This is a genomic window from Mesorhizobium sp. WSM1343 (genome assembly GCF_055901535.1).
Genome location: NZ_CM148370.1, coordinates 6,070,913 through 6,097,680 on the forward strand (window position 1 = coordinate 6,070,913; position 26,768 = coordinate 6,097,680).

General features: G+C 59.4%; 23 protein-coding genes and 2 pseudogenes. 2 read left to right on the forward strand and 23 right to left on the reverse strand.

Annotation, left to right across the window (positions count from 1 at the left end; all coding sequences use genetic code 11):
* Positions 1-33: 33 nt before the first annotated feature.
* The 14 genes and pseudogenes from AC0NIL_RS29535 to AC0NIL_RS29600 all read right to left on the reverse strand — a co-directional run.
* A pseudogene (locus AC0NIL_RS29535) lies at positions 34-566 on the reverse strand (pyridoxal-phosphate dependent enzyme); the annotation flags it as partial.
* Between the two features lie 286 nt (positions 567-852).
* The gene (locus AC0NIL_RS29540) at positions 853-1,173 is read right to left on the reverse strand and encodes an exopolysaccharide production repressor protein (RefSeq protein WP_473573941.1); all 321 of its coding nucleotides are present in this window, start codon (positions 1,171-1,173) and stop codon (positions 853-855) included.
* 36 nt (positions 1,174-1,209) lie between these two features.
* Positions 1,210-1,527: a ferredoxin III, nif-specific gene (fdxB, locus tag AC0NIL_RS29545; protein ID WP_473573940.1), complete on the reverse strand. Its 318-nt coding sequence runs from the start codon at positions 1,525-1,527 to the stop codon at positions 1,210-1,212.
* Positions 1,524-1,868: a CCE_0567 family metalloprotein gene (locus AC0NIL_RS29550; protein ID WP_473573939.1), complete on the reverse strand. Its 345-nt coding sequence runs from the start codon at positions 1,866-1,868 to the stop codon at positions 1,524-1,526. The genes fdxB and AC0NIL_RS29550 overlap by 4 nt, the downstream gene beginning before the upstream one ends.
* Before the next feature lie 661 nt (positions 1,869-2,529).
* The gene (locus AC0NIL_RS29555) at positions 2,530-3,684 is read right to left on the reverse strand and encodes a TlpA disulfide reductase family protein (protein ID WP_473573938.1); all 1,155 of its coding nucleotides are present in this window, start codon (positions 3,682-3,684) and stop codon (positions 2,530-2,532) included.
* Between the two features lie 504 nt (positions 3,685-4,188).
* Positions 4,189-4,398, reverse strand: coding sequence for a hypothetical protein (locus tag AC0NIL_RS29560; RefSeq protein WP_473573937.1), 210 nt, complete (start codon positions 4,396-4,398; stop codon positions 4,189-4,191).
* Entirely contained in the window at positions 4,395-6,377 is a 1,983-nt protein-coding gene (locus tag AC0NIL_RS29565) for a class I tRNA ligase family protein (protein ID WP_473573936.1), read from the reverse strand. The genes AC0NIL_RS29560 and AC0NIL_RS29565 overlap by 4 nt, the downstream gene beginning before the upstream one ends.
* A 328-nt stretch (positions 6,378-6,705) precedes the next feature.
* Entirely contained in the window at positions 6,706-7,485 is a 780-nt protein-coding gene (locus AC0NIL_RS29570) for a phytanoyl-CoA dioxygenase family protein (protein WP_473573935.1), read from the reverse strand.
* 637 nt (positions 7,486-8,122) lie between these two features.
* Complete coding sequence (locus AC0NIL_RS29575) at positions 8,123-9,424, reverse strand: lysine N(6)-hydroxylase/L-ornithine N(5)-oxygenase family protein (protein WP_473573956.1); 1,302 nt, start codon at positions 9,422-9,424, stop codon at positions 8,123-8,125.
* A gap of 832 nt (positions 9,425-10,256) precedes the next feature.
* The gene (locus tag AC0NIL_RS29580; protein WP_473573934.1) at positions 10,257-10,613 is read right to left on the reverse strand and encodes an SPASM domain-containing protein; all 357 of its coding nucleotides are present in this window, start codon (positions 10,611-10,613) and stop codon (positions 10,257-10,259) included.
* A 618-nt stretch (positions 10,614-11,231) separates the two neighbouring features.
* Positions 11,232-12,245 carry a 1-aminocyclopropane-1-carboxylate deaminase gene (locus AC0NIL_RS29585; RefSeq protein WP_473573933.1) on the reverse strand — a complete coding sequence of 338 codons (1,014 nt, stop codon included), beginning with the start codon at positions 12,243-12,245 and terminating at the stop codon, positions 11,232-11,234.
* A gap of 326 nt (positions 12,246-12,571) precedes the next feature.
* The gene (locus tag AC0NIL_RS29590) at positions 12,572-13,531 is read right to left on the reverse strand and encodes a S8/S53 family peptidase (RefSeq protein ID WP_473573932.1); all 960 of its coding nucleotides are present in this window, start codon (positions 13,529-13,531) and stop codon (positions 12,572-12,574) included.
* A 221-nt stretch (positions 13,532-13,752) separates the two neighbouring features.
* The gene (locus tag AC0NIL_RS29595) at positions 13,753-14,766 is read right to left on the reverse strand and encodes a S8/S53 family peptidase (RefSeq protein WP_473573931.1); all 1,014 of its coding nucleotides are present in this window, start codon (positions 14,764-14,766) and stop codon (positions 13,753-13,755) included.
* 2 nt (positions 14,767-14,768) lie between these two features.
* Positions 14,769-15,365: a hypothetical protein gene (locus AC0NIL_RS29600; RefSeq protein WP_473573955.1), complete on the reverse strand. Its 597-nt coding sequence runs from the start codon at positions 15,363-15,365 to the stop codon at positions 14,769-14,771.
* 1,159 nt (positions 15,366-16,524) lie between these two features.
* On the opposite strand from AC0NIL_RS29600, the gene AC0NIL_RS29605 reads away from it, so the two are divergent.
* Positions 16,525-17,547, forward strand: a complete 1,023-nt coding sequence (locus tag AC0NIL_RS29605; protein WP_473573930.1) for an acyltransferase family protein — start codon at positions 16,525-16,527, stop codon at positions 17,545-17,547.
* A gap of 25 nt (positions 17,548-17,572) precedes the next feature.
* On the opposite strand, the pseudogene AC0NIL_RS29610 reads toward AC0NIL_RS29605, so the two are convergent.
* Positions 17,573-17,828, reverse strand: a pseudogene (locus tag AC0NIL_RS29610) (FAD-dependent oxidoreductase); the annotation flags it as partial.
* A gap of 413 nt (positions 17,829-18,241) precedes the next feature.
* On the opposite strand from AC0NIL_RS29610, the gene AC0NIL_RS29615 reads away from it, so the two are divergent.
* Positions 18,242-18,949, forward strand: coding sequence for a hypothetical protein (locus AC0NIL_RS29615; RefSeq protein WP_473573929.1), 708 nt, complete (start codon positions 18,242-18,244; stop codon positions 18,947-18,949).
* 29 nt (positions 18,950-18,978) lie between these two features.
* Here the strand turns inward: AC0NIL_RS29615 and AC0NIL_RS29620 are convergent, their stop codons facing one another.
* The 8 genes from AC0NIL_RS29620 to nifK all read right to left on the reverse strand — a co-directional run bounded on the left by AC0NIL_RS29620 (position 18,979) and on the right by nifK (position 26,713).
* The gene (locus AC0NIL_RS29620) at positions 18,979-19,200 is read right to left on the reverse strand and encodes a GDP-mannose 4,6-dehydratase (RefSeq protein WP_473575063.1); all 222 of its coding nucleotides are present in this window, start codon (positions 19,198-19,200) and stop codon (positions 18,979-18,981) included.
* 276 nt (positions 19,201-19,476) lie between these two features.
* Positions 19,477-20,364 (reverse strand): universal stress protein, encoded by an 888-nt coding sequence (locus AC0NIL_RS29625; RefSeq protein WP_473573928.1) that lies wholly within the window; start codon positions 20,362-20,364, stop codon positions 19,477-19,479.
* A gap of 96 nt (positions 20,365-20,460) precedes the next feature.
* Positions 20,461-21,165, reverse strand: coding sequence for a response regulator transcription factor (locus AC0NIL_RS29630; protein WP_473467630.1), 705 nt, complete (start codon positions 21,163-21,165; stop codon positions 20,461-20,463).
* A gap of 104 nt (positions 21,166-21,269) precedes the next feature.
* Positions 21,270-21,749 (reverse strand): NifX-associated nitrogen fixation protein, encoded by a 480-nt coding sequence (locus AC0NIL_RS29635; protein ID WP_473573927.1) that lies wholly within the window; start codon positions 21,747-21,749, stop codon positions 21,270-21,272.
* 14 nt (positions 21,750-21,763) lie between these two features.
* Positions 21,764-22,261 (reverse strand): nitrogen fixation protein NifX, encoded by a 498-nt coding sequence (gene nifX, locus AC0NIL_RS29640; protein WP_473573926.1) that lies wholly within the window; start codon positions 22,259-22,261, stop codon positions 21,764-21,766.
* Positions 22,203-23,609, reverse strand: a complete 1,407-nt coding sequence (gene nifN, locus AC0NIL_RS29645; protein ID WP_473573925.1) for a nitrogenase iron-molybdenum cofactor biosynthesis protein NifN — start codon at positions 23,607-23,609, stop codon at positions 22,203-22,205. Before nifN ends, nifX begins: the two co-directional genes overlap by 59 nt.
* Entirely contained in the window at positions 23,606-25,108 is a 1,503-nt protein-coding gene (gene nifE / locus AC0NIL_RS29650) for a nitrogenase iron-molybdenum cofactor biosynthesis protein NifE (RefSeq protein ID WP_473573924.1), read from the reverse strand. Before nifE ends, nifN begins: the two co-directional genes overlap by 4 nt.
* A gap of 63 nt (positions 25,109-25,171) precedes the next feature.
* Positions 25,172-26,713, reverse strand: coding sequence for a nitrogenase molybdenum-iron protein subunit beta (gene nifK, locus AC0NIL_RS29655; protein WP_473573923.1), 1,542 nt, complete (start codon positions 26,711-26,713; stop codon positions 25,172-25,174).
* Positions 26,714-26,768: the final 55 nt, after the last annotated feature.

The window sequence follows — 26,768 nt, forward strand, 5'->3', positions numbered from 1 at the left end:
TCCTACGATTCTCTCAAGACATGAAACGCTCTAAGCGCGCACCTCCTCGGCTAACCCGACATAGCCGAGGCCGCCGTATTTGTGGACAGAAGCCCCGGCTGGTATCGCATGCCGCCCCTTGCGTTGACATCAGAGAGAGCTTTTTCCCAACTTTGGCGGATGCCGATGTCAAAGCCCTCGTCGACCAGGCGAACCTCTGCCCCCATGATGCGGCTCAAGAGAATATTGCCGACCCGGTCGTAGACGGCATCGTCATGTGGAACCCAGCTCCCCTGAACCAGGAGGCATTTCATGCCGATTTTGGCGGCGACCGCTGCTACCATCCGGGTGTGATTGGACTGCACGCCGCCGACGGTGACGAGCGTGTCGGCATCTGACGCGATCGCATCGGGGATGATGTATTCAAGCTTACGCAGCTTGTTTCCGCCGAATGCGAGACCAGAGTTGCAGTCCTCGCGCTTGGCGTAGATTTCCACCCTGCCGCCCAGATGCTTGCCGAGCCGGTCGAGCTTCTCGACGGGGGTGGGTCCGAAGCTGAGCGGGTAGCGTGCGAACCTTTTCAGCATGTTTTCTCCGGTGGTAAAGTGATCGCGCTGAAACTAGCGGTGCACGAACGCTTCTAAGAGGGCCAGCTGCGTTTCCAAAAGAGCGCCACTTTTGATGCTTTTCGGCGCTTCGTTAGCCGTCGAGACGAACCACCCGGGAGCTGGTGCCCGCGAAAGAATGGGCGAAACTGCGTTCGATGGCAGTGTGACCACCAGAACGCGTCGCATCCGATTGTCTCACGCAATGATCAACTCAATAGGGTGCGCCGAATTTGCAGGAAGCTGTGCTTTATATTGCCACGGCGCATCAAGGGAGGAGCAGCGCTATGCCGAGCATTTGATTGCGCTGGCGCAGATCTGAACGTTCATTCCTAACCTCATCATTATCTGGCGACGGGAATCGAGCTTTCTGGGAGCCACGGAAAAGCTCAGCCGTTTGCTCGCCGCGAACGCCGCTGGACCGCCAGATTAGAATTAGAACGCTCGTGAAATAGGCCACCTGGAGAACCAGCCAAAGGGCCAGCGTCGTGAAGCCGGCCAGACGGATGGAATCCGACGCAAAGTACACCGTCACAGCGTTGCCGCACAGGACCATCCCCAGGAGCCGACAAAAGATGATTAAGCGCAATGCCGTTCTCCTGATTTCTCGCGTCAATCGTGCAGCTCAGGCCGAGATCTGGTCGGCCGCGACATGAGTCTGGCAGTTCTTTGGGCAGACACGGCCGCAGGCTCCGCACCCAATGCATCGGCCAGCATGGTCCACCACCATGATCATGCGATTGAGCTCACCATCGAAATCATCGTCACCGCCGTCGCAGGCGCCGAGGATTTCACCCGTGTCATCTACGCCGTAAAGGTGCATGACCTCCCGCGAGCAGACCTTGAAACAGCGCCCACAGCCGATACAGATCTGGCCATCTATGGTCGTCAGATATTCCGGCATCCATTTGGAGCCGTCGCGGGTGATGAATGCGCTCCTCATTGCGAAGTCTTCATTTTCGCGAGCTCTCTCCTGGCACCGTGCAACTCCGCATAAACGGCGTGCGCCTTCTCGGCCACTTCCTCTATCTCAGTCCATTTCACCGGAAGACCCTCGGCAAGGTCGCGCAGGTTCGTCTTAGCAATTGCTGCGCGCAGTTGAAGCTTTCGGACCTTCTTCACCATCTCATCCAAGCTTGACATGATCCTTCCTTGAAAATCGGTCTTTTCACGCCCGCGCGACATCGCAATAGCTGCAGTCGCATCATCGACCAGTTTGGTTCCGTCCGCGACTTCCCTGGAGCCTCGAAGCCCAGCCGCCGGACGCCTCGACAGAACGAACAACTGCCGTCCGCAAAAAGCACGAGCCAGAGGCCCAGAAACTTTCAATTCTATTGTGGCGTTTCATCACGCCTGGGCTCACCTCGATCGCTATCTCCGCCGGGGTGAAAACATAGTGCCTCCACATCCGGATCCGGATCGCGAATGATCGGATCTTCCGGCGCAGTTCCTTGGACGATGAAGCCGGCCAGCAGCTCGGTCCCCGATTTCCCTTGCATGAGCCCTGGGAGTCCTGAGCATCGGATAGCCGCAGGAGCCATTGGTTAAACACGGGCAAGTCGCTCCTTTTTGACGGCAGACCAGGCGCCGTGAGAAATTTCGTTTCCTCAAATTCCGGTCCTCGTCCGCAACGGAGGATTTCTGCTTTCGGGTACGCCGAGCTCGGGCACACCTGCGCAACCGGCGGCTCGCGTGGGGCACCCCATTCAGGGTAATTGAGGTCTTCATGGCCGATCTCGAACACGTCCTGGACTGAGATGCCTTCAAGGACAAAAACGGCTCGAACTTCTCCTCCACGCCGTGTCCGCTTGTTGGTCACTAATGTCTGAGCCTTTATTTGCAGCAAACGATCCCGCCTCTAATGCTTGGGGCATACTTCCTGCCGGCGCCGCCGCAGAAAATCGACCAGGTTCAATTCCACGTATTCCTTTGTGATCTTTGCTCATCAGGCGGCTGCGGTTTGAGTTTCCGGAGCCTTAGTTTGTGGAACCACGCAGAGATCCGCGTAAGAGGCGTTCTCACCCGTGTAGTTGGCCAAGGCTTGGAGCAAGGGGGTAAGGTAGTACTGTTTGATGTGGTCCGGCATTGGCTCCGGAAGGTCGAGCGATTTCAGCGCAACCTCGATCAGCTCGATCGCGCGAACCTTGTTGCCACACTTATAATGGTACTCAGCGACTGGAACGTACCAAACGAATTTAAGGGGGCCGTCGTTTTCTGGAGGACTCAGGGCCAAGATTTGTTCAGACAGCTCTTTGCCCATCGCGAAGCGCTCAGCAGGGGGAAGATGGGAGTTGTTCGTCGAGGGATCAAAGAGTTGCTTCAGGGCCATTACCATCCAGGACACGGCCTCAAACTTCTTGTCGATAGCGTCTCCGACTAGTTGGCGCATAACTGGCAACCCGGTCTCCATGTCGCGCATCTTGTGAAGCAGAAGATCCACATGAGTATGCCGGAACCCGTAATTGTCTGGCATCAAAGCGAGGCCTTCTTCGACGGCCGAGAGTGCCGCCTTCCATTCCTGCGCCTGCATCGCCGGCTGGAGTTTGGCGTATATCGGTTCGGTCAGCGCCAGTTCGCGCGCTGTGCGCTGGTTCCCATCGATCCGCCCTTTGTCAGCGGCTTTCGCTTCGTCGCTGCTGCGCCAGCTTCCTCCTATAACTCTGGGTAAAATGTCATCGAGTTCCGATAGGTGGCCGATGAATGCGATACGGCCGTCGCGGTCCACCAGGAACGAGGCAGGGATCCCGAGAGAAGAACTCGCCTTCATCCAAAGTCTGTTCATTTCGCCTGTGTAATCGAAGGCAATCCGATAATTTAAATTGGGGAATCTCTGAACCAGCCAAGCATCCAAGTTCGTCCGCGTCTCCTCCGCGGTCGGGCCATCTTCGCTAGCTGCGACTCCGACCACCTCAAATCCGCTGTCCTGATATTTCTCTTGCAGCTGCATCAGATGGGGCATCGCCGCCACACAAGGTCCGCATCCAGTCGCCCAAAACTCAACAAGGTACACCTTGCCGGGTTGAAAGTTCGCGAGGGGCTTGCCACGGAGCCAGTTGCTGACCTTGATCGGAGGAGCCGGGGACTCGATACGCAACACCATCTTGTTCTCCAAAAGCTTCTCGGACCTCGTTGGCGTCCGTAAGCGATCTGGCTCTACCCTCAGGAACGGAACACACGGGAGGCCATCACACCTGTGGCGTGGTCTCATGCGGGTCAACCCACCATCGCCGCCCCTCAACGAGCAAAGGCCGTGCCAGCGCGCCTGGCACGCTGCAAACGCTTTATTGGCTTCGATAAGTCAAACAGAGCCAAGAGGAAGGTTGTTTCCATCCCGACATGTTTTCTGCCGGCTGTCAGGTTTTGGACACGCATCTCTGGTGCGTAAATCGCTTAGAACAGCGAACAGCGCCGGGTCGATGAGGCCGGGCATATCGGGTGCGAGCTGCCGGATAGTGCGTATGCTGTTTCGCTAGACGGCGGATGCCGCATGCACCTTCCATTATTTTCATGACAGAGGTTCGGCAGCGTTGCAGATTCCAGTGCCTCGACCCATGCGTATTTGACCGGCGCTCGGACGGCAATCCCCGCATGCCGGAGCGGTTGCTTAGCGCAGAGCCCACACCGGCATTTGCAGCAGTAAGGACTGGAAGGTCGGCGTCAACGATTCGCTGGTTGAGTTGGCCAATCTGGTCTCAAGAGTTTGGTAGCGGCCTTCGGGCGCCAGCGGCAGCGAGTAAAGACATTGGTCTTTATCGGCTTTGATTGACGCGCACCGCCGGTCGAGGTTCGGGTAGCTCATATGCTCGCTGTTCATTTAGGATTTTCTGACTTGGCATAGAACGCTAGCACGGGTCCGAGATCAAAGATCGTCCCTGGCGCAAGTCGCCGCACGGACGTGGGCCATGTTTCGGTTGAGACGCCATCGATGCATCGCGCTAGCGTTCTGGCAAATCGGGGCATCAGCGGTGCGAGCGTATGCGCAAGGATAGCAGCGGCTGTTGTCTGAAGCGCGAGGGAAGTCCGGGTGCGGGCGGGATAGAGACGTCGCGCCACTGCATAGTCTTGCGCCTGACGATAGATTACGCAATCGCGCACGAAATCGCAGGCCTGCACAGCCGCGCGACGGACCGAGAAGCCATCGTCCGAATAGGCGCGTTCCATCCCCGCGCAATGCATCTCTATCCGAGCAAAGAAAGCGCGATCTGTGGGAGCCCAGTCGCCTGCGTCGGGCACACAGCCGCCAAAGTCTTCCTTGATTTCCCGGTGCAGCATGGCAAGCCAATTCAGCCAGATCCCCTGAAACACCTCATTCTCGGTGCGACGTAGCGCGTCCAGCGTGAAGTTCGTCTGCTCACCTTCCGGGCGTGTCAGGCCCAAATGAAGACGCACGACGTCGACTGTCTTTGGTCCCAGAACCTCCCTGCCCCAGACCGCATGGCGACGGCTGGTCGAGAACTTCTGGCCATCGAGCAGGTAGAACTCATTCACGTGATACCGGACCCGCGGCGTCCAGTGGGAGAACACCTCGGCATAAACAGCGGGGTAGAGTAGCGCGTGGTAGAAGGAATTGTCGAAACCGAAGAAATGGACAATCTGCCAGTCGTTGCTGGGCATCGACGCATTCCAGTCGCGCCCAAGCATGCGAGCTAGAGCCTGGATGTTGTAAAGAAATCCGAAAGCCATCTCCGGCCAAGCCCAGATCACCTGCCCAGGGAGCCCTTCGGCCGGCAGGCCCCAGTTCGAGGGGTGGGTAATAGGCACGGAAAGGTCGGCGCGTTGGCGTAGACGCGCGAACAGGTCCAGGATCCGAACGGGGGCGCCCGAGGCCCTTAAATGCCGGTCTATATTGACGTAGCACCGTTCCAGAGCAAGTTCGGGGCGGCGCACGAAGCCGACCAGCGGCGCCTCGGCCGAGAGCCGCGACCGGACTGCACCCAGGTCGTGGCATAGGTTCGGCGCACCGCATTCCTCGCAGACGTTGCCACCGGCGGAGGCGCCGCAATCGGGACAGAGGCCGCTAACATCCGGTTCGTAAAGGTAATCGCCTGTCACGGCGTCAAACAGCGCAGGGCTCTCGCTCGAATCTACGGCCGTGCTGCTCAGAAGACCACGGAAACACGCGGCTTGAAATTCGCCATAAGCGGCATCACCCATCGTGTGTAGGAAGCTGTGGATCTCGCAGTCAAGAAGACCAAGCGTGATGCGAATCTCGTGCGCGTAGTGGCGAGCCACCCTTGCGGGCGTCGATTGATCGGCATCGGCGCGCGTCGCAACGTAGCTCTGGTAATCGTCGCTCCCAGTCAGGTGGTAGGCTTCGGCCCCTTTCATGCGCAGGAAACGCGTGTAGACATCGGCACCAAAATAAGGACCAGAAAGATGCCCCAGATGCAGATCGCCATTAGGCGTCGGCGGCGCGGAGAAGACGAAGATCGGCCGGCGGGGAGCCGCGACCTGTGCAGCGGCATCGAGGGCGGCCTTGCCGTCACGCCAGTAGACATCGACGAATTCTAGATCTTCGTCCCCATCGTTGCACAGTACATGCGCTTCGAAGGGGTGAAACAGAACGACATCGCCGGCTTTGATCGAGATTTCCCCCAGGTCGGTCCTGACCTTGCCCGCGCCAGACAGGACCACGAAAGCCTCGATTTCGTCGTGCCGATGGGGCTCGGATGTGACGCCCGGTGCCACCTTGCCAAATGAAAATCCGGTGCCCGCGCTTCCCGTTCCAAGGGTGGCCACGTCAATACCGAACGCCCGCGACAGTTCCGTTCGAGAAAACGTGGATTTGCGCACAACGAACCTCAGCTATTCAAGCAGTGGTACCTTCGGCCGCCAACGCAAAGCCTCTGCCGAAAGTCGCGAAGAGAGGCGGCAGCCCGGACCCGTTGGCGCTCCCGCCAGAACAATCCAACTCTAGCCCTAGGCGGGCCGAGACGGGCACGCCAGTACGGCTTTAGACGTCACGGAAGACCGCCCGGCGACCACCCCACAAATCGTCGTGCCAAAGCCTCGTGTGACGGCTGCGGCGCTGCTCCAGCAGCCCACAATCGAAAACGCAATGCTCTCCGCATTTTGAGCAGCCGATCAGTTTCCTGTGCATGCCTCGCCTAGCTGCTTGAGTTCAATCGCGATAGAAAATGCCGTTCGGCGGCTTGAGATTGTCTAGATCGGCCACTTTGCCCTCTGGCGGATTAACGGCGCGCTTAAGCACATTATATTCGGCGCGAGTCGGTCCACCGGTTGAAGCACGCTGGAAGACCAAATAGAGCGTCCGCCGCGAACGGTTGCTTTTGTTCGGTTGCGAGTAATGCGGTGCGTAGTCGTCGAAGATGAAGATGTCGCCAGCCTTCCATATTACGGGTTCCCAGGAGAACGTTTCGGCGACCTCAGGATCAATCACCCCACCGGCATCCATGGGAAATATCCCCCTCTTGTGGTTGCCGGGGCTGAAGAAAAGCCCGCCGTTGCCCGGGTCGGAGTCGTCGATGCCTATCGCAACGACCGCATGCACCATCCGGTCGGGCAGTCCGTGTGGAATGTGATAGATGTCCTGATGCGGGCGATAGCCGCCGCTGTCGGGATAGTGGAAAATCAGCAACTCCTTGAGCCTGCGCGACCGTTCATCGAGCAGTTCCTCGACCGCAGACTCTATGCGCTGATCGTCGAGGAGTAGATGACGCAATGGATCATGGAACTCGAGAATATTCTCGGCTTTAGAGGTGATCTTTCGATTATCCGTCGTCTTCTCGAACCACATGAGCCATTTATCATCGCTGACCTCCCAGCATGATACGTCTTCAACAAAGCTGGAAATGCGTTCCACAGCCGTTGGATCGAAGAACCCTTCGAGCCTGACATAGCCGTCCTTCTGCCACTTTTCTCTTTGTGCATCAGTCAACATGCGGAAAGCCTCCTGTTGGTAGGACGGGGGTCTAACATCCCGGTTGTGGCAGTCGGGCGGGCGAGTCAGGCTGTGCATCGACGCAGACGGTACTCCACGGCATCTGGGACTGCGGTGCTAAGCAACGTTCCGCTCCCGATATGTTGCGGGGGCTTATTGTCCCTCCTCACTGGAGATCGTCGAGGCTTGTAAACGTCCGCGAGCGGTACGTCTGAACGGTAGACAGCCGACCATGCTATTGATGACGCGGCTGTTCGGTAGGCGACCTTTCGGGTGGTCTGACCCAGCGCAAGCCGTGCCCCGCACGAATTTCTGCGACTCGGTCCCATTGAGGCTGGGCAATCAGGGCCGGCACATCCGCGACATGAGCTCCACCGATGAGCCATGACACGCTCGACTACGGGTCGGAACCCTCCGCTGAGCGTCGACCCAGCAATGGCCACCAGGGCCACTGCGCAGTTTCGAGTAAGCGACCTAGAGTGTTTGCGGCCGAAGGGGAAATGCTCGCCCGCGGAGTAATGTGATGGGCCGCTGAGTCCAACCATTTCAGGGATTTCGGAGAAGGCTCCGGCTTTCGCTACGGCGAAGGCCGACATCGTTCCTTGGATGCCACCGCTGATGACCCGCAGTCGGCGGGTCATATCCCGCCGCCCATTTCTGCAACGGGGTCGAACCAGCTGTCGACGGAGGTAGGACTGATGAAGCCGGGATGCTCACATGCGGCGCGCGGCGCGCGCCCCAGAAGGCTGTCGAGGATGCGACGCGCTCGCCAGGCCAGTAGGCTTAGATTCGGATCGGCCAGCCCGCGCTGCCCGAGGCTCGCGTTTTGTACGAAGATGCGTCTGTCAGACGGTCCGTCCCAGTTCACCGAAAAATCGTCGCCAATGGCCAGTTCATTGTCGATCTTTTCCAGCCGGTCCGCCATCGGTTCCAGGAATGCTGGTACCGCGTTCTCGTAACCGGTGGCCAGGATGACGATGTCGGCCGTGACTTCTTCGACATCGCCCAAACCGCGCTGTAGGGTCAGCCTGTGGCCCGCGCCGGCGTTATTGCAGCGCGAAACGTTGCACCCGGGGCGCAAGGCGATGTTACACAGGTCTAGCTCGAGAAATTCGTGGCGATACAGCGCCTGATAGACGGCGCGTACAGTGCGGTCGGAAATGCCGTCGGAGGCAAGCACGAAACGCTGAAGGAACAGCTTGCGCTGCGTCTCGCTCATTGCCGCGAAACGATCCGAAAAGCAGGGCATGAACAACTCGTTTGTGAACGGGCTGTTGTCGATGGGCAGGTAATTCTCTCGCTGCGAAACCCAGGTGATCGAGACGGGCCGCCGTTCTCTCGGGGCACTAAGAAGGTGCAACAGCACCTCGGCTCCCGACTGACCTCCACCCACGACGCATACGTGCTTTTGCTGCACCTCGGGATGGATGTGCAGCAAATCGGATGAATGGAACAGGTTTCGTCCGATCCAACCCTGAAATTGAGATGGAATGTGCGCCTGCTTGCCGATGCCGATTACCAGGTCTTTGCCACTGAAATCAGCGTTGTCTGTCCGCACTCGAAATTCGCCATCATAGCTTATTTCACGCACGGTCTCATCGCCGCGGACGAGTGGGTTCCTGCGGAACGCCCAGTTGAAATAGTGTTCGAACTCAGCCCTGAGCACAGAGTCGAACTGTGCATTCAGGAAGTGATAGAGACGTCCGTTCTCGTGCAGATAGTTTATGAACGTGTAGGCGGACCGTGGATCCACCAGCGTGACCAGATCCTTGAAGTGGCTTACCTGGAGTTCCGAGGACTCGAATGCGCTGCCTGGGTGCCAGCGGAAGTCGACTTGCCGATCCAGGAATAGTGCCCCGTGCCCGATTTGCTCGTGTATCTGACACGCCAGGCTCAGATTGGACGGGCCGGCACCGATGCCAATGCAGGAGAGCTCCAGTGGTCCTGCTCCTAGTGAGGTTTCCTGATCGGACGCTGCGCGCCGCGAACATCGCCCATGGCCGTTGGTCTTATCCGTCCCGCAGGGTTGGTCGGCGCCGCCCGATCTGCAACAGTTTGTCCGCCCGTTTGTGTTGTCAGGTGTGTTCCACGCTGACCGCGGCTCTGCGGTGAAGTCGGCACTCATGCCGGCGCCATGTGGCGCGTAGCTGGCGTGGAGGATCCACCCGCCTCGACGACCCCGGTGTGGCTAGCGAGGCACTTTCGTGGCCTATCCCTCTTGCAATTGGGGGCGGTGGCCCGCCTGGTTCGGTGAGCCGCCCTTCGATCGGCCTGACGACCTGCGAGGGGGCGGCCATGAATTGGGCGACAGCATTTTTCGGTGGATGTCATCATTGAAAGATCCGCTGCTGTGTTTGGGGGGTCCCCCGCATCGAACGTGCCAGAGCAAACAGCAGCAATGCACCGGGCAGCAGCTTTGCGGCCTGTCGGGCATTCGACACTTTGTCCGAAACGTTGCACCGGATTTTGCACGTGGTCGTACTTATACCTCATCGAGTCGCAGCCGGGTGCTTCCAAGATGGATTGTGCTGGTCGAGGAATTGTCGAGGCTGCCTTCAGGCGCATCGAAAGGAGATCGTCTGGGAGGGCGAAGGCGTGGACGAGGTGGACAGTGAACGGATGAGCAGCCAAGCGCTGATCCGCCTCGATAAAAGCTATTTCCAACCGAGGTTGACCTGCTGAGTGGGGTCTTCCAAGGCAGCCGACAAGCTCGGCTGGAAGCCGAAGACCACTTTCAACGAGCTTGTTTCGGAAATGGTCGTGGTCCGCGCCTACGGGATCATGCTTTCGTGACGTGAAATGCGGATGACTTCGCGGGGCATGTCCATCTCGCAACATGCGACCCGCACTCGCAGGCACGCCCTTTCAGGCGATCGGCCGGCCCGATCAGGCGCGGTCGATTGGATCGGCAAACTCACACCTCCTGCAAACCAGAAAGCCATCGACTCATTCATGCGGTCAACGATTTCGCGAAAAGCCGGCTTTTCAAACAGGTCGGCGTAGCCATCGCGTAGAAGGTTGCCCAGGACGTGGCGGCGATCAAAATCCACGGAGCACATGGTAATGTCGCCGTTTGGCAGAGAACTCCGATATTGTCGTTGATCCACGCAGGTCAGCGCTTCAACCACCGGCCGGCGTAGTGCACGCTGTCAGGGTCCACGCTTCCACCCTGCTGCTCGCGGGCCGCGCGTGAATGAGCCTTTCGGCAGCGATGCTGTCAGCCACATCCGGGTGCGGCTCGCCCAAGATCACGAACAGGAGCGAAGGACGTCCGCGTAAGCAAACCGCGATGCTGCGACAAGGCGGCTGTTCCACCATTTCGGTGCAGTCCGAGTTGAGCCAAGGCTCGGAACAAACCGCAAAACCAATGTCGACCGACGTCGGGACGCGCGCCAGACACCGTTTGAAGTCTCAATGCTGAGATGCATGGCATGAGATACTTGTCTTTGCCGATCCGCAAACTTGTCCTGCGGACAATAGGAATATCCAACGTGTATTCGTGGTCGTCGCTATCCTCGAATATCCTGCCGGCAGGGAGTGCTGAGCGACGTTCCCGCGAAGTCATGACTCCGCCCTTTCTTTCCTCCTGCAAGCGGCGGCGTGGTGTGCTTTGGCTCTCTTGACACCACATGTCGGACCCCGCTGGCCATCTACCTTGGTGCCTAAGCAGTCGGGCGCCGCCAATTTCCGAGCCGTCGCTTCACAAAGCGAGCGCATGCCGCAAGGGCGCATCGCTCTGTCTTGCATCAGCCATCTCGAAACATGCAGCCATAGGCATTGATCGCCGGGGCGCCGCCGAGATGCGCGTACAGCACCCTTGATCCGGCCGGAAAGAAGCCTCTCTGGATGAGGTCGATCATGCCTTGCATCGATTTGCCCTCATAGACGGGATCGGTGATCATGCCTTCAAGCCGCGCACACAGGCGGATCGCCTCTTTGGTTTCATCGGATGGAATGCCATAACAGGGGCCGGCGTAGTCCTCGAGCAAAACGACGTCATCCTCGACGATTTCCGTTCCGAGCTCGACGAGCATCGCTGTATGCTGCGCAATGCCAAGCACCTGCGCCTTTGTCTTGGCGGGAGTGGCGGAGGCATCGATACCTATCACGTTGCGCTGTCGACCGTCCGCGGCGAACCCGACGAGCATGCCGGCATGCGTTGAACCGGTAACCGTGCAAATGACAATGTAGTCGAAGGCAAACCCAAGCTGTTTCTCCTGGGCGCGCACCTCCTCGGCGAACCCGACATAGCCGAGGCCGCCGTATTTGTGGACAGAAGCCCCGGCTGGTATCGCATAAGGTCTGCCGCCCCTTGCCTTGAGATCAGAGAGAGCTTTTTCCCAACTTTGGCGGATGCCGATGTCAAAGCCCTCGTCGACCAGGCGAACCTCTGCCCCCATGATGCGGCTCAAGAGAATATTGCCGACCCGGTCGTAGACGGCATCGTCATGTGGGACCCAGCTCCCCTGAACCAGGAGGCATTTCATGCCGATTTTGGCGGCGACCGCTGCTACCATCCGGGTGTGGTTGGACTGCACGCCGCCGACGGTGACGAGCGTATCGGCATCTGACGCGATCGCATCGGGGATGATGTATTCAAGCTTACGCAGCTTGTTTCCGCCGCATGCGAGACCAGAGTTGCAGTCCTCGCGCTTGGCGTAGATTTCCACCCTGCCGCCCAGATGCTGGCCGAGCCGGTCGAGCTTCTCGACGGGGGTGGGTCCGAAGGTGAGCGGGCAACGCTCGAATTTTTCCAGCATACTCTCTCCCGCGATGTCTTTCAGCTGAGTTGGCCACGCAATACTAGTTCCATAAGCGCTGCTTAATTGGTCGGCCGCGCTCTCCGACCACCTGTCAGAGCCTTGGGGATTTCCAGCGCTTTCCTTGCGATTGAGACGAAGCGATCCACCTGTCGGCATGCTGCGATGAGGCGACCATCGCCTCGGAAACGTACGACGGCACCCGATCGACATCTGCGTTTTGCCGGCTTGCGATTGGACCGCGTGGTTTCTGGGGCGAATTCTGTGAAGCGATTTTGTGGCTCTGACGCCTCACAGAAAGTTTAGCTGCTCAATCGCATGCACGTCTACCTGATCGAAACGGGTGCCAGTGCCCTCGAAAGACTAGCCTCCCCGTGACCATAAGTCAGCGCATCGTAGTTGACGAGCGTATCGGTCCTGGCTGTATCCAGCAGCTGATTGGTAATCTGCGTCGGCGTTGCGGACGTGAACTTGCTGCCAAGGATAGCGGCATAGCCTGCAACCACAGATGCCGCGACAGACGTTCCGGATAGGCGAGTCTTGTCCCTCTCGACCCCCACCGTCAGGAAGTGGTTCTGCACCTCCGAATCTGAACCGGCGTAATTCGAATAGGAGGCGAGCTTTGCCTTGTTTTCGGGAGTGCCATTGCGCTCTAGCGCACCCACAAAGATTGCCGATTGCTTCCCAATCAGGTCGAGAGCAAGGAAATCTATATCCCCATCGGCAAGGGTATCTACCGCTACGGAGCCGTTGCCGGCTGCCTTTGTGAAGACCGCAGCACCCGCCCGAGCCGCATCGACAATCGACTGCTCAAGCCGGTACCCGCTCACTGGTTCGTCAAGGCCATAGCTCAGATTAATGACATTGAGGCCCTGCTTCAGCGTGAGCGGAACTTGTTGCGAATAGTCAAGCTTGGTTATGTTTGCGCCAGGCGCGACCATGCCGGCTGCCTGAGCGACCCACTGCCCATGTCGCCGCCATTGGGAGCCATGGCCGAGATCCCCCACCTGTCCCATGTCACCTGTGAAGTCATCTATGATAGTTACCGACACGCCAGACCCATTATAGCCCGAGGCCCATGCTGTGCCGACATCCGGGCTCATCCAGCAAAAGGTGCCATCGGCATTTTGTGGGCAACGCGAGCTGCTGCCCTCCATGGCTGGCCTTGCAGCCGCTCCGTCGCCGGCGAGCCTGGATTGGAGGTCATCGGCGAAACCGGGTGGTGCCGACGTCCATAGGACAAGACTGGCAAGGTACGCCACCGGCAATAATCGCTTTATCTGCATTCAACTCTCCTGTTTGAACTGTTCTTCATCAACAAGACGAAGCATTTCACCCTGGCTAGAACGACCTCTGAACCAGAGACCGATGTTCAGCGGATTCAGATGAGCTTTTGCCAGGTATTTCAACGTGTCCGCCAGCCGGAGCAGCGACGCCACAGACGGCAATTCAAAGCCTGGGCGCCGCGATCCACCCACGCTCGGACGCATGAGGGTAGGATGGCAGTCTAGTGAATCGAAACGGGTGCCAGCGCCCTCGAAAGGCTGGCTTCGCCGCGGCCGGAAGTCGCCGGATTGTAGTTGACGAGCGTATCGGTCCTGGCTGTATCCAGCAGCTGATTGGTAATCTGTGTCGGCGTTGCGGACGTGAACTTGCTGCCCAGGATGGCGGCATAGCCTGCAACCACAGGTGCCGCATGAGACGTGCCGTATAGGCCAGTCTTGTCACCCTCGACACCCACGGTCAGGAACTGGTTCCGCACCTCGAGGTTTGAGCCGGGATAATTCGAGTATCGGGCCAGCCGCGTCTCGTTCCCGGGAGCGCCATTATGGTCGAGCGCACCCACGAAGATTGCCGATGGCGCCCCGATCAGCCCGAAGGTTAGCTCATCGAAATCCCCTTCGTGCGGCAAACCAACCTCTTTGCTGCGGTTGTCGGCACTCTTTGTGACGATGGCAGTGCCCGCCCAGGCGGCATTGACAATCGCCTGCTCGCGCGGATGCTGGCTCAGTGGCTCAATGATGCGGTAGCTCGCATTGATGATATTGAGGCCGTCCTGCAGCCTGATCGAAGACCCCTCGAGATAGTCATACTTGAATATGTTTGCGCCAGGGGCGACCATGCCGGCAATTTCAGCGACCCAGTCTCCATGTCGCTGCCTCTGCGTACCGCGACCGAGGTCTGCATCAAATGGCTGTTCCTTGAAGTCATCTATGACATTTATCGATACGCCGGAACCGATAAAGCCTGATGTCCATGCTTCACCAATATCCCCGCTCATCCAGCAGAATGTGCCGTCGGCATTTTGTGGACAGCCCGAGCTACTGCTTTCCGCGGCTGGAGTACCGGTGGTTCCTTTGCCGTTGACACCGACATCGACATCATCCGCGAAACCGGGTGCAGCCAACAGGCACGCTATAAGACCGACAACGAAACCTGCCGGGAACAATTGTGTTTTGTGCATAATCAACTTCCTGTCTGATTGTTCTTCATCAACGAAAACGGCCTTGCCTTTCACCATCGCTAAAATTCACCCCTGAACCGAAGGTCGAGTTTCCATCGGCTTGGCTCGAGGTGTATCATGTGTTTCAACGTGTCCGAGGGCCGCAGTTGCGAGGCGGCCAGACGGCAATTCACTGCGTGAAAGCCGCCGACGGCGCCATAGTCAGCCGTGCAAGGCCGTTCCGTCAGGTTCCCGCCCAAAATCGAGCTGACGGTGAAAGAAAGCGTCGTGAACGGCGTCGGTCGCTTTTGCAGAATGAAGCCGAGTTTAACACTTGGGTCGATTCGGACCTTTTCGGCGCGTTGACCAGTGCTCGCGCCCCACAGGAGACCGAAATCCTCCGACAGCTGCGTCAACATTACAAATCGCATGTCGATCCATTTGCTGTGGTACCACTTGTCGAAAGACACTTTGGCACCACCCGACAGCACGTATCCGCCTTGTCCCAGATGGTTGGCGGCCGCGGTTAGCTCCGAACCCTGGTAAATGCCAACAAGGCTGGTCTCCTGTCCGTTCGCTGTCATAGCGCTGACGAAGAATGTCATCACGAACAGGACGTAGCTCGCAAACCGTATGCACATCTGCAGCGCCCGTTGTTGGTCCCGCCAGCAAATCATGCAATCGACACGCGCCTTGCAGCCCCACGCCGCATCTTCAAACCGCACGGAGGCTCTAGCCGCAGACGCAGGGCCGCCAGCGGGCAACGTATTCATTCGCAACAAATCTGTGATCCCCCGTCCTTCAATTTTGTCGAGCCCTCTCTTCGCTCTTCGCTGGCAAGCTGCTCCCGCCCCATCTGCGGAATCAAGCAAAATTCATGCCAATCTAGATATCGGCGCAGGAGAAGACAATTGTACTTTGGTTTCAATGGCTTATATAAAAGCGTCCAAGATGCCGGCCAACCAAGGCTATGTCCTCAAACCGACAAAGCCGACACAATTTGACGGATGTCGACGAACACGCTGAGCGTGAACCCACCCGCACGGGCACAGGAACACTCCCTTCGCGCTCCGGCCATTACATCGGAGAGCCCACGAAACGGCCTCCATTCCTCAACGCAATCCTCTTCAGCCGGGCATTGCGCCGCCCATTTTGAAGTTCTGAACGCGAGTCGCCTGAAAAAACATGCCCGGCAGAGACGGAGCTCCTTATGCGCGGCGAGGAGCGCTCGCCGGGCGGAGCTGGTCGGGTTGCGTAGCCCCGGCGTGCGGATTGTTTGTCGGCGGTCGCCGGGGCCGCGTTCCGGCCCTGGCGCTTGCCGAGCAGCTTGCATTTGTCGGCGAAGGTCATCAGCGCGGCGTGCCCAGGAGCAGCGCATGAAGGGCTGGGTGGCGCTCGGCGGCGAAGCCGCCAGCCGATATCCTTCTGGACATGGGCAGGCAGATCGTTGAGCGCGCGGATCGCATTGTTCCTGGTATGAGCCTGCCTGATGGTGACACCGAAGCGCTGAGATTATCGAACATCCTTGAAGCGCAGCGACCGAGGACCATCCCCAAAAACCGCAAATTGGGCGACATGCATGGCTTCGGCGCCGTGCGAAGTCCGCTAAATGCGTCACGTATGTATCGGCGATTTCACGAAAACAGCGTTTCGGTATCCGGATAGATCACGCCAATTCGGAAACATTGCATAGAGACGAATTGAGAGGGCCGGCGTGCTGGCTTTTATTCGGACGGCCGTCATCAGGGGTAGACAGCTGGCCGGCTGCATTGTATTTGCTGCAATGCAGCGTGGGGGCGTGTGCACCGCAGCATAATGCGGTACGGGTCAGGGTTCGTGACGAGCATCCACAGCATCCAATATCTGCGGGGCCTCGCCGCATGCGCGGTGGTTTGCTTTCACGTCAGCGAGCAGTTCGGCGGCCCGTTCGACGTCGGAGCAGTCGGCGTAGACATCTTTTTTGTCATCAGCGGCTTCCTCATGTGGGTGACGACGGCCGGCAGGTCGGCCGATCCGTGGCGCTTCATGGGGCGCCGCATCACCCGCATCGTGCCTCTGTACTGGATCGTCACGTCGCTGACCGCGGCGGGCATCTTGATCAAGCCGCAGTTCTTCTATGGCCATTTCTTCAGTGTCCCGAATTTCGTGGGCTCACTGTTCTTCCTGCCGGTCCTGCAGGAGAACGCGCTGCACCCGATCGTCATACAGGGTTGGACGCTTTGCTATGAAATGATGTTCTATCTGGTTTTCACCCTGGTCCTGTTCCTCGGCGAACGCTGGCGGTTCGGCGTGCTCACCGGCGCCCTCGTGGCCATCGTCGCGCTGCATTTCGTCTTCCCCGCAGGATACGCACGTGCCTTCACCGATCCTGTCGTGCTCGAATTCGCTGCCGGTGTGGTTGTGGCGCGCTTGTGGCTCCAGGGTGCCAGGCTCCCGCTCGCAACAGCGCTGGCGACAATTGGCGCCGGATTTCTTCTCCTCGCGGCCAGCCAGCTGTTCAATGCCGACCTGCCTCGCCCTTTGCGCTGGGGGCTTCCGGCCACACTGATCGTGGCGGGCGCGGTTTTTGCCGAACGGACCCGTCCGTTCAAGCCGGCTGCCTTGCCCAGCTTTCTCGGCGATGCGTCCTATTCGATATATCTATGGCATCTCGTGGCCGGCGTCCTCACGACCGGCGTCGTCTTGAGGATCGGAATCCCGACGGCGTTGCAGCCGGCAACGATCGTTGTCATTTCGCTTGCGTTCTCGGCATTGCTCTATCTGGCCATCGAAAAGCCGTTGATCCGGCTGCTGCACCCGCAGCGCTCCAAGGGCGTCGCGAAGGCCAGAGGTGCCGCGACGGCAGGCGCCGCGGAATGAGGTCGAAAACCTAGAATTGCTCTAGAATGGCTTCGAAGGCGGGGATGCGGGTCGCCAGCGCCGGCCAGATCATCTCTCCAACAGCGGCCAGTCGGGCCCGACATCATGGGGGAATGGAACGGCGGGGCGGTCGCCCTCTTCCTGTTCGGCGCCGCCGGTGATGTGGAGCGAGCATTCCGGTCTGATGTAGATGCCGTCGGATCGACCAGCAGCGGCATGTCGTCATGTCTCTCGCGCGCCTCAAAGATGAAGAGATTGCGCTTGCGCAGTTGCGTCGGCAGCAGCGTTTTTTTGCGTTTTAGAGCACGATCCCGAAAGCCAGTTTTCGCAAAGTTCGTGCTCCAATTCAAACAACCGGCAGAATGATCTCGAAGCACGTAACGCGCTTCCAGGAGGCCAGCACGATGCCGAGGCAGGCATGCCCGTGTCGCGGAAATCACGACATGTGGTGAAGAATGGCTCGAGAATGCCGGCGCCTCGTCATTCACCGGAACAATGCATTGCCGTCCCGTTGCCGCTGTGATTGAAACCAGCGTGGCGCCATGCCTCGCCGAATTGTCCATGAGATTGGCGAGCACGATCGCCGCATTCTCGGCTGGCTGCGTAGGCCGATCCCTCCGCCTGCCTCGACGCGAAGTGCCAGCCTGCCCTGGGGCCGCGCAGTGCCATGCGCACTGCTCGGCGGAAAGGCGAAATGCACCTGGGAACATTCATCGTGCAAATGATGAGCATGACGACAATCTATCACAGCGATGACCCGACTAGCAATATAGGGAGATGTTTCGTCGCGTGGTGGGGGAGAATTGAGATCAAAAAACTCATCCTACAGCTGAAACGGTTTCTCAGCGGTCAACCAGCTTCCGAAACCTTCGGGAACGAGCGTCACGATGTTAGCCTGGATTCTAGTGGCATCGATCGGATCGCCGATTGCGGAGGCGACGACCAATCTTTGACCCTGAAAAGCGATCACGGATCCTACGGCGAAAAGGCATGGGACGAATTCTCCGGTAACAATGGCGGCGACGAACCGCGCATTGTCGGGAGGGACAATGACAAGCTCTGCGGATCCGGCGCAGATGTTCTCTACCTTCGAAGCAGCAAGGATTATTCCACCGCGGGCGTTGACTCACGGCTCCAGGTTCGGATGGGCGGCTTCGACCCGAGGTTCGGGTGGAAGTCGCACGTCATCGCTCTCGTCGATGTCGAACGAGATACCTTCATCTTTCATGAGGTGGGATACTACAGAGACGGTTTGGGCCCGAACTACGGCAAGCCACGTACGGCCTTTGCCTCGGGCGCGCCGGACAGCGGCGCACCACTGCGCACTCCAACCATGCCGGCCGTGGCCGGAGACCAGACGGATTTACCTCCAGCGCTACCTTGCCCCTTTAAACGAGCGTGATTCCGAAGAGTGACAATCGGTGTCGACCATTAGACGAGCTCATCAAAAGTCGTCTTGGGCTTCCCGTGCTTGGTGGTCGCCTTAGCAGCCTCGCCAATCGGCAGGTCCACCTCGGCCTGGGCCGAAATAGCCGCTTCTATCCGGATCAGCGCTGTTTTACTCCTGCGTTCGCAGCCTACCTCGTCAATGTTCCCCTGCCAGACGATCTCCCTCCCAATACCCCTGAAGCCAGCCTCGACAAAGGTGCGGATCGGATGCGTACCGCGGTCGCGAGCACAATCGTCAGCCGTGGTGCTGCAGGATGCGCCAGGAAAGCGAGCGGTTAAATTGAGAGTGTACCCTGGGCATCACAATTTGGAGGACTCCCTTCCACTTTCCGGCTTCTGCATTACTGGAGAGATTTCCTGCGGGCGTCGCCTCCCGAGCAATGCTTTTCATGTTCCATGATTGTTTCGATGGAGCGCATCTACGGTATGTATGCAGGCATCACGGTAGGGCTTCGAACAAATCCGTGCGCTTCGAAACCGTCATCGAGCTAAAAACAGCGGCAATGTCGGCTTTTCAAAAATCCATCGCGTCACGCCGCCAAAGAGCCGCTCACGCAATCCACGGCTGCCATAAGCGCCCATGACGATCATTTCGGCAGACGTGTCGATTGCGTGCTGCGCAAGCACCGTGGCAGCCGATTTGCCGGCACTTGGCAATACGTCAACGGACACCCGAACACCATGTCGAGTGAGATAGGCAGCGATGTCGGCTCCAGGCTCAGCGCCCGTCCCGTTGTAGTTCGCCGGATCAACCAGGGCGACACGAACGTCCTCAGCAACGCAGAGGAGACCCAGCGCTTCCCGAACCGCACGAGAAGCCTCGAGGCGCGAATCCCAACCGACCAGGACACACCGTGGCCACAGGGTCGCCTCAGCCCCCTTCGGCACAACGAGCACAGGCTTTCCCGTATCGAACAAGCAGCCGTTGACTACAGGAGGTCCGAGAGTCTCGTCGTTGAGAAGCCCCGGTCCGATGATCGTGAGGTCGGAACAGCGCGCCCGTTGTCGTACCAATTCACCCAGGCTAGCCGGATCGCAGCAGTCGGTGTCGAGGTCAAATGAGAGCGACATGGATCCCAGCAGCTTCTGGAGATCTTTGGAGCGTCTTTCCAGTCTCGCCATGTCGTGACTAAATCGGTCGATTTCCCGAAAACGATCGTTCAATCGGGCAATTGCCAGTCCACGTCCCACAGGCCACTCGGGGACACCATCTCCGATCGACGGATAATACGACATGAGGAGCATCGGAGGCGGCAGGATTAGCACGGAAAGGTGCGCACCGACTTCGGCACACAAGCCGGCGGCAGTTCTGACGTCCTGATCGGAACCGTCTGCGCCGGTCACACAGAGTAAGCTTTTGAAACCCATTTGCCTGCTTCTTCCCGAGTATTCGTTGAGGGGTGTTCAAGCCGCGAACCGACTCACAGCGAGGAAAGGGCTGTGGGACCAGACCTGGCAGGTGATTTAGCCGTCCGGATTATCGAGCGAGTAGCCGGCCGACCTGACGGTTCGAATGACGCTGCCGGGCGAAGCCGCTTGAAGGGCTTTTCTGATCCGGCTGATATGGACATCGACGGTGCGTGCACCGACATGGATGTTGGGCGGCCAGGCCGCCCGGATAAGTTCGTCCCTGCTGAAGACCTTCCCGGGGGCTTTGATTAAGAGCCGCAGCACGTTGAACTCGATGGGTCCGAGATGAATGTCGTGGCCGTTGCCGCGAACCCGGTGGGCATCGAGCTTCATCTCGAGGCCGCCACAGGAGAGCCAGCCGCCGTTTTCAAGACCATTTTCGCCCCGTAACGGCAGCGCCAGCTTCGCCCGCAGACAGTCCAGCAGCTTGGCCGGCGCGATCGGCCGCACAAAGCTCTCGTCGATGCCGGCCTTGAGGAGGCTGAGGTGCTGGTTCTCGGCGCCGGGCGCGATCAGGGCGATGACGGGCAGCCCGCCGGTCCGGGGTTGCTGTTTGAGCCGGGAGCAGATTGGGGAGCCGGATATGCTCGCTGGCCCGCAGTCCAGCACCACGGCCTGAAATTCCCGTTCGTCCGCCAGTGCAAGCGCTTCCTTTGCGCCGCCTGCCGGCTCACTGTCGAAGCCGTCCGCCTCCAGTATGTGGCTAAGGAACATATAGAGCTCGGCATCTTGCGAACAGATCAGGACGAGTGGCTTCATCGTCGCTGCCTCAAGAGCCCATCGGCCAGGACCGTATCGGCTGAGTAGAGGCCTTCGCGCCGCTCAAGACCTGTCATGAGCTCTTTGCTCAAAACCCGTCTCCATTACGCACGCGCCACCTCGGGATAGGTGTCGATGGCTGCGATTGCCTCGTCGACCAGTTTCGTACCGGCCGCGGCGAGTTTGCAAAACGTCTCGGAGCCGAACCGATGGACGTCACGCAGGGTCTTGGACAGAACGACCAGCCGCCCGGCGGTGAAAAGCACGCGCCCGAAGCCCTCATGGCTCATTTCGATCATAGGCGATGCCATCAGGCCGCAGCGCTCCTCGATTGCAAGGGCGACGGCAGTGTAGAACTTGTCGAGTCTCCACAGCACGTCGGGATCGGGATCGCCGATGATTGGAATCGTACGGCGCTGCTCCTTGCTGACGATGAAGTCGGCCAGCAACTCAGCGTCCGCTTTGCCGTCCCATGACCCGTGGGAATCCTGAGCACGGATTAGCCGCACGAGGCATTTGAGAAATGGGCTGGCAAGCGCCACCTCGTCGCCGGCGACAGCAGGGGTAACCGAAGGGTCGGACATTTCGCCTCCTTATTTCAGTCGTCTTCCTCAAAGGACGGTTTCCGTTTCGCGACGCCGGCTTCAGCCAGGACCTTGCGCAGCCAAGGTGGAGGGCAGGTCCTGAGCATGGTCTGCGTCCGAAACAGCACCTCTTGAATGCTTTGAGGCTGCCGAACCTTGATCGGATGGATTTTTGCCGAAACAAGTTTGGCTGCCGAAGGTCCGCCGATCGCTAGGCAAAACAGGAGGTGGCAACCCTTCAGCGCCTCTACCTTCGGTTTGATGCGGTCGTCCCTCTCGGCCCGATGTCTCCCTTTTTCGTCGGATACGTCGTCGAACTCGATGACTTCCACGAGCTCCCACTCCTCGCGCGTCATATCGTAGATGACAAAGCGCTTGGCCGACCCGAAATGGGCATTGAGGTGCTTGAGGTCCTGAGTAGCGATTGCCACCCGCAAGGCGCCTGCTTGTCGTTCACCCATCGGACCGTGAACCTCGTCGGTGACGAGTGAGAGGCGACGAATCGGGCGCACCTGGCGTTTCCCGCTTGCGGAATGGACCAAGCTCCTCAGGCGTCGGCGCGTGCTGGTCGGCTTGGAAAATGTTGGCGACCTCGAAAACCAGATCACGCGTCCCTTGATAGAGGATCGAGAGTTTGTGCTGGCTGCCGAGCCGGTCGAAGACGGGGAAGCCGATGCGCATGAGCGGAATGCCAAGGCGTTGCGATGCCTGGCGTCCATGCGAATGGGTGACCAGAAGATCAGCGCCGCCAGCATGCGCTTCCAGATCACCGAGATCGCCGACCTGAATCGACTCCGCCGGTACCTTTTCCAGAATTTGCGACATATCGGTCGTCGTGATCGCCGCCGTGATATCGGAGCCCAGGTCGACGAAGAAGGTTGCCAATTGGTAGAGTTGGTCTGGTTCAGCAGCGATCGCAATTTTCTTGCCTCCAAAATGGAAATGTCCGTCGAGCAACGCATCCTGCAATTGCGCCCGCCGGCGGCGGACACTTGCCGGCGCAGGCTGGCCAGAAATAGCAGACAGCAGAGAAACGAGCTGATCGGCGCCCTTCAATCCGGTCAGCGACTGAAACAGCACGTAAGGCACGCCGGTCGCCCTATACAGAACCTCGGCCGGGCGGCGCATATGCTCGCCGATGGCGATGCAGTGCCCAGCCGTGCCGAGCTCGCGGATATCCTCGATGCTCGTACCGCCATAGGTGGTGGAGACCCAGTGGTCTGGCACGGTACCGTCGAGCGAGCTTGAGAGGTCTGGCAAAATCACCGGCCGCAGCCCAAAGCTTTCGATCATCTCGCGCAAATGCTCGATGTCAGCCACAGTGAGGTTCCAGCCGGGCAGGATTGCGATCTTCTTTGACTGGCGCGCCCGTTCGCCAGGTCGCGTAATGCCTTCCATCATCGCGCCAACAGCCTTGGCCCAGCCCTCTTCGAGGGCGCCGGCGAGATCCGGCGTGTTGGCCAGGACGATCTCCGTACCCGCGAGTTCTCCCGCCCGTTTCAGCCGGATGTCGGCGAGGTCGCCTGCGCAATCTTCGCCACGGGTTTCCACCAGGGCCGTGGTGCAGACCCCGATCAGCTTTGGCTTCGTGCGGGTCTTGAGATTGAGGATCGCCTCTTCCAGATTGTCCGAGCCGCCGAGGATGGTTGTTACTTCATCCAGCGCGGTGGTCTGTAGAGGGATCGTTTCCTTGAAATGCCGCACAAGCAGCACGAGGGCGAAGCTGGTGCAGCCCTGGGCGCCGTGGAACAGCGGCACTGCGCCGTCTATGCCGAGAAAGGCCAAGGCTGCACCCAGCGGCTGTGACGATTTCAGCGGGTTGACCGCGGCTGATTTGGTCTGGGGAAGGATACGGGTCATCGCATCTCCTCAACGTCCACCCAATTCGGAGGCGCCTTGCCGGCGGATTCCCGGACGGCGTGCAGGCTCTCGGTTTCGTTGCTTGTGCCCGGCGGTTCGTCCTTCACGTAGGGTGGGCAATCCCACGGAGCGGGCTCGCGCACCTGCGGCCAGATCGGGTTGTGGATTGCGAGGTCGATCTGCCGTACGAGCTCCACCATGCCGTCATAACCGGCATAGGGGTGCTGGCGCTCCTGGTTGATGTCGAGCCAGGGCATCTTGGCCTTGAGCGCGACGAACTGCGTGCGTCCGCCCGACAGCATGATATCGGCCTTGCCTGCAGAGAGCATGGCGTAAAGGTCGCGCGCTGGCATCTGCTCGAATGTGTGCTTGTCGTCCTTGAGGACCTGCTTGATCCGCTCCTTGTCTTCGACGGTCGATTTCTTGACCGAGGTGCCGACGATCTCGATTCCGATCTCCACCAGCGCGTGGACGACCGACCAGGACTTGACACCACCCGTGTTGAGCAGCACGCGCTTGCCTTGAAGGCGGGCTCGGTAGGTCTTGAGCTTCTTCCATGCAATCGCCTCCTGCTCGGCAATCAGCGTCTCTGTGCGGTCCAGGATCTCCGGATCGGCCCCCTTCCTCACCAGCAGCTCAGCGATTTTGCGGAGTGCTTCCGAAGTGTCCGAAATCCCGTAGAAGGAGCCTTCGAAGAAAGGGATGTCCCAGCGCTCGTCCATCTTGCGGGCTAGATTGATGAGGGCCGTCGAACACACCACCATAGCCGCGCGAGCGCAGTGCGCGGAAGCGATGTCGAGATAGCGCGCGTCGCCCGGAATGCAGGCGCGAACCCGGATTCCGAGCCGATCGAGGAGCGGCTTTATCAGCCAGAATTCGCCGGAGAGGTTGAATTCGCCAAGGACGTTGATGTCATACGGCCCGGCGTCATCGGGTTCCACCGTGCCGATGACATGGTCGAGCAGCGCCTCGGCGGCGAGCTTGTTGCCAAGGTTCTTGGAGCCGGCCAGGCCCGGCGCATTGATCGGAACCACGGCCAAGCCGAATCTTTCTGCGGCGCGTTTGCAGACAGCTTCGATATCGTCGCCGATGATTGCCGTCACGCAGGTCGAATAGACAAAGACTGCCGGTGGCGCATACGCTTCCTTGATTTCGCGGATCGCCTTGAAGAGCTTCCGCTCGCCCTGCCCCATCACCACCTCGAGTTCGGTAAGGTCGGTCGTGAAGCTGGTGCGCCACAAGCTTGGCCCGGACGAAGCTGCACCGCGGTTGTCCCAGGAATTGCCCTCGCAGGCGAGCGGCGCATGGACCAAATGCGCAACGTCGGTGATCGGCTGCAGGACGATCTTGGCCCCATCAAAGGCGCAGCCGCCCGCTGCCGCTCCTGGCGTCAGCGGCCTTGTGCAGCCCTGCTTGCGCGCCTTGGCATCCTTGCCACCGTTCTTGTCACAGGCGGGCTCGTCGAAAACGTCCTGGATCTTGGCACTGAGCGAGCTCATCACGTCAGTCCCCAAGCCAATTCAGTAATGAACCGCCTGGGGCGAAAAGCCGGTCGGTGTCTTCTAGCGCGTGAGGTCATAGGAATAGTCCGTCACGCCCGTCTGGCTCGTCTCGCGATCGAGCTTGTCGAAGATCTTGTCGAGGATCGTGGTCAGAACGCGTAATCCGCCCTGATAGCCCATGAGCGCAAAGCGATGGTGGTGGTGCCGGTCGAAGATCGGAAACGCCAGCCGGATCAGCGGCGTGCCGGTGTCGCGCTCCAGATACTTGCCATAGGAATTGCCGATCAGCAGGTCGACCGGCTCGGTGAAGAGCAGCGACCGCATCGCCCAAAGGTCCTTGCCCGCCCAGACCTGAGCATCCTTGCCGAAGGGCGAGGATGCAAGCAGTTCCTGCAACTCCGCTTGCCAGGCCGAGGAGCCGTTGGTGGCCAGGCAATGGGTCGGCTCGCCGCCCGTTTCCATGACGAAGCGGGCCATGGCGTACACGAAGTCCGGATCGCCATAGATCGCGTATTTCTTGCCGTGCAGCCAAGACTGGCTGTCCGCCATGGCATCAACCAGTCGGCCGCGCTCCAGCCGGATTGCCTCGGGGATTTCCTTGCCAGAAAGCGCCGAGACCTTCATCAGCAATTCGTCAGTCGCCTGGACGCCGAGCGGATAATGGAAGGAAGCCGTGGCCTGCCCAACCTGCCCGCAATAGTCCAGCGTTTTTCGGGTGTTGTAGTGTTGCAGCGAAAGCGTCGCCTCGGCGTCGAGTGCCCCCCTCACCTCTTCGATCTTCGTGCCGCCGTCGTACATGCGGTATTCCCCGTCCGACGGCGTGTCGAACTGGTCAGACGCGTCCTGGATGAAGGTGTAGGACACACCCATCACATCGAGCAGACGTTTGAGCTCCCGGTTGTTGCCAACGCAGAAACCGTCGAAGCCCGGAATGACGTTGATGCTCCCCCTGGCCTCCGTTCGCTGCTGGCCCTTCCAGAAGTGCTCCAGAATACCTTTGAGCATGCCGTCATAGCCATCGACATGGCTACCGACGAAGGCTGGCGTGTGGGCAAAGGGCACGTCAAAGTCGGGCGGGACCGAGTTTTCGTCTTTGGCGTTCTGGATGAAGCTGTGCAGGTCGTCGCCTATGACCTCGGCCATACATGTCGTCGACACTGCGATCATCTTCGGGTCGTAAAGCTGGTATGTGTTGGCAAGCCCATCGACCAGGTTCTTCAGGCCGCCGAACACTGCCGCGTCCTCGGTCATCGAGGAGGAAACCGCCGAAGCAGGTTCCTTGAAATGGCGGGACAGGTGCGAGCGGTAATAGGCCACGCAGCCCTGGCTGCCGTGGACGAAGGACATGGTCCGCTCGAAGCCCGCGGCCGCGAACACGGCACCAAGCGGCTGGCAGGCCTTGGCGGGATTGATCACGAGCGCTTCCCGGGCGAGGTTCTTGTCGCGGTATTCCCAGGTCTTGGTAAATTCGCCTTGATCGGTAACGATCTGATCCGGGTGCGGACATTCGAAATTCAGCTTCTTCTCGGCGAGCATTTGCCTGTATTCCGGCTCGCGGAACAGGGGAGCGTGGTCGAGAATCTTTTCGGCCGACTGCGGCATTGGTATTCCTCTTTTTAATCTGGCCCCGGCATTCGGCAGCTCAGATAGTCGAAAC

Excerpts from the sequence above, each read along its gene's own strand:
- fdxB (WP_473573940.1), bottom strand. The coding sequence starts at position 1,527 with ATGAGGAGCGCATTCATCACCCGCGACGGCTCCAAATGGATGCCGGAA.
- AC0NIL_RS29555 (WP_473573938.1), bottom strand. The coding sequence starts at position 3,684 with ATGGTGTTGCGTATCGAGTCCCCGGCTCCTCCGATCAAGGTCAGCAAC.
- AC0NIL_RS29560 (WP_473573937.1), bottom strand. The coding sequence starts at position 4,398 with ATGAACAGCGAGCATATGAGCTACCCGAACCTCGACCGGCGGTGCGCG.
- AC0NIL_RS29570 (WP_473573935.1), bottom strand. The coding sequence starts at position 7,485 with ATGTTGACTGATGCACAAAGAGAAAAGTGGCAGAAGGACGGCTATGTC.
- AC0NIL_RS29585 (WP_473573933.1), bottom strand. The coding sequence starts at position 12,245 with ATGCTGGAAAAATTCGAGCGTTGCCCGCTCACCTTCGGACCCACCCCC.
- AC0NIL_RS29590 (WP_473573932.1), bottom strand. The coding sequence starts at position 13,531 with ATGCAGATAAAGCGATTATTGCCGGTGGCGTACCTTGCCAGTCTTGTC.
- AC0NIL_RS29595 (WP_473573931.1), bottom strand. The coding sequence starts at position 14,766 with ATGGTGAAAGGCAAGGCCGTTTTCGTTGATGAAGAACAATCAGACAGG.
- AC0NIL_RS29600 (WP_473573955.1), bottom strand. The coding sequence starts at position 15,365 with ATGATTTGCTGGCGGGACCAACAACGGGCGCTGCAGATGTGCATACGG.
- AC0NIL_RS29615 (WP_473573929.1), top strand. The coding sequence starts at position 18,242 with ATGCACCTGGGAACATTCATCGTGCAAATGATGAGCATGACGACAATC.
- AC0NIL_RS29625 (WP_473573928.1), bottom strand. The coding sequence starts at position 20,364 with ATGGGTTTCAAAAGCTTACTCTGTGTGACCGGCGCAGACGGTTCCGAT.
- AC0NIL_RS29630 (WP_473467630.1), bottom strand. The coding sequence starts at position 21,165 with ATGAAGCCACTCGTCCTGATCTGTTCGCAAGATGCCGAGCTCTATATG.
- AC0NIL_RS29635 (WP_473573927.1), bottom strand. The coding sequence starts at position 21,749 with ATGTCCGACCCTTCGGTTACCCCTGCTGTCGCCGGCGACGAGGTGGCG.
- nifN (WP_473573925.1), bottom strand. The coding sequence starts at position 23,609 with ATGACCCGTATCCTTCCCCAGACCAAATCAGCCGCGGTCAACCCGCTG.
- nifE (WP_473573924.1), bottom strand. The coding sequence starts at position 25,108 with ATGAGCTCGCTCAGTGCCAAGATCCAGGACGTTTTCGACGAGCCCGCC.
- nifK (WP_473573923.1), bottom strand. The coding sequence starts at position 26,713 with ATGCCGCAGTCGGCCGAAAAGATTCTCGACCACGCTCCCCTGTTCCGC.